Annotated in this window: 2 protein-coding genes; both read left to right on the forward strand. The window is 72.2% G+C overall.

Annotation, left to right across the window (positions count from 1 at the left end; translation table 11 throughout):
* Positions 1 to 165: 165 nt before the first annotated feature.
* Entirely contained in the window at positions 166 to 1374 is a 1209-nt protein-coding gene (locus EIO58_RS17190) for a glycosyltransferase 87 family protein (protein ID WP_127820472.1), read from the forward strand.
* A gap of 22 nt (positions 1375 to 1396) precedes the next feature.
* Positions 1397 to 1723, forward strand: coding sequence for a thiamine-binding protein (locus EIO58_RS17195; protein ID WP_127820473.1), 327 nt, complete (start codon positions 1397 to 1399; stop codon positions 1721 to 1723).
* Positions 1724 to 1855 lie beyond the last annotated feature (132 nt).

Here is a 1855-nt window from a genome sequence, read left to right on the forward strand (position 1 = left end):
CGGGCCTGAGCCCGGCTGCGCAGATCGAGGGAGCGCGCGTCTTCGTTGCCCGCATGAGGGGATGCCCCGGAATGCGGATCCGCCCGGGATGAGGGACCCTCATCCCGGCGGATCCCCTCATCTCAGGAGCGGTGAGCGGACCAGGCCCCCCATAGGATGACAAGGGTGTCGAGACGCGTCTTGCTGTGGATCGGGTTCGCGCTCGTCCATGCCCTCGTCATCTGGCTCGGCTTCACCGGGGACCATGCCGCCTCATGGGACGTCGACCAGCTCTACCGGTGGTGGGCCTCCCGTGCCCTGCGCGGCGAGGCGGTTCCCGGAATCACCGAGGGCTGGGTCTACCCCCTTCTCGCGTACATCCCGATCGTGCTGGCCGCAGCGCCCGGCACCGCGGTCGACTACACCCTCGCGTGGGGTCTCCTCGTCACGGCAGCCGACGCCGTCGCCTTCGGCGTCCTCGTCGGCACGGCGCGCTCGCGAGGGCGCGTCTTCGCCGCGTGGTTCTGGCTGGCGGCGCTCGTGGCTCTCGGCGGCGTCGGCATGTTCCGCCTCGACGGGTTCACGGTGCCGCTGGCGATCACCGGATCGCTGTGGCTGGTGGGAAGGCCCTGGCTCGGGTCGGTCCTCCTCGCGGTCGCGACGTGGATCAAGGTGTGGCCTGCGGCTCTCCTCGCCGCGGCGGTGATCGCCCTGCGCCGTCGGCTGGCCGTCGTGGGTGGTGCAGCGGTCGTGTCGGCTCTCGTCATCGCGGGCGTGCTCGCCGCCGGAGGCGGCGCGCACCTCTTCGGCTTCGTCGGGGGCCAGACATCGCGCGGCCTGCAGATCGAGGCGCCGGTCAGCACCGTGTACATGCTGCTCGCGGCGGGCGGAGTTCCCGAGGCGCAGGTCGTCTACGGCGCCGAGTACATCACGTTCCAGGTCACCGGCCCCGCAGTCGACGGGGTCATCGCGGCGATGACGCCGGTGCTCATCCTCGGGATGCTGTCGCTCGCCGTGCTCGGCGGGTTCAAGGCCTGGCGCGGCGCCGGGTTCGCCTCGCTCTTCCCGGCCCTGGCCCTCGCGCTGGTGCTCGGCTTCATCGTGCTGAACAAGGTCGGGTCGCCGCAGTACATGACGTGGCTCATCGCTCCGCTCGTCGTGGGGCTGGCGATCGATCGCCGCCGCTGGATCGGCCCGGCCGCGCTCGCGCTCGTCACGCTGGCGCTCACCCAGCTCATCTTCCCGTTCTCGTACGACGCGATCCTGGTCCTGGCGCCCGCCGCAGTCGGCGTGCTCGTCATCCGCAACGTGCTGCTCGTCGCGCTCTTCGCATGGGCGGTCGTGCGCCTGGCCCGCGTGCGCGTGCGACCGAGGCAGCTGTCCGCCGTTCCCTGACCCCACCCAACCGGAGGTTCCCATGCTCGTCGCCTTCTCCGTCGCCCCGAGCGGCACCGGCAACGCCGACGGATCCGTGCACGACGCCGTCGCGGCGGCCGTTCGCGTCGTCCGAGACAGCGGGCTGCCGCATCGCACGACGTCGATGTTCACCGAGATCGAAGGGGAGTGGGACGAGGTCTTCGACGTCGTCAAGCGCGCGACCGAGGCCGTCCAGCCGTACGGCTCGCGCGTCTCGCTCGTGCTCAAGGCCGACATCCGTCCCGGCTATGCGGGCGAGCTCGACGGCAAGGTCGACCGCCTCGAAGCCGCGATCGACGCGCAGCGCCCCAGTGCCGACGCGGGCTGACTCCGCGCGGAGGGCGGTCCGGCCCCGCGACGGCAGGTCGTCACGGTGACCTCGGCAGACGCGGGAACGCCCGACCGAGCGACTCACGTGCTCGCCGACGCGCTGGCGGGGGCGCGGCCGCGGACGGCCGGC

Origin of the sequence: Microbacterium sp. CPCC 204701 (assembly GCF_004010105.1) — a bacterium.
GTDB lineage: Bacteria > Actinomycetota > Actinomycetes > Actinomycetales > Microbacteriaceae > Microbacterium.

Bases quoted from the DNA above. Each gene is read 5' to 3' on its own strand.
- EIO58_RS17195 (WP_127820473.1), top strand. From the start codon at position 1,397: ATGCTCGTCGCCTTCTCCGTCGCCCCGAGCGGCACCGGCAACGCCGAC.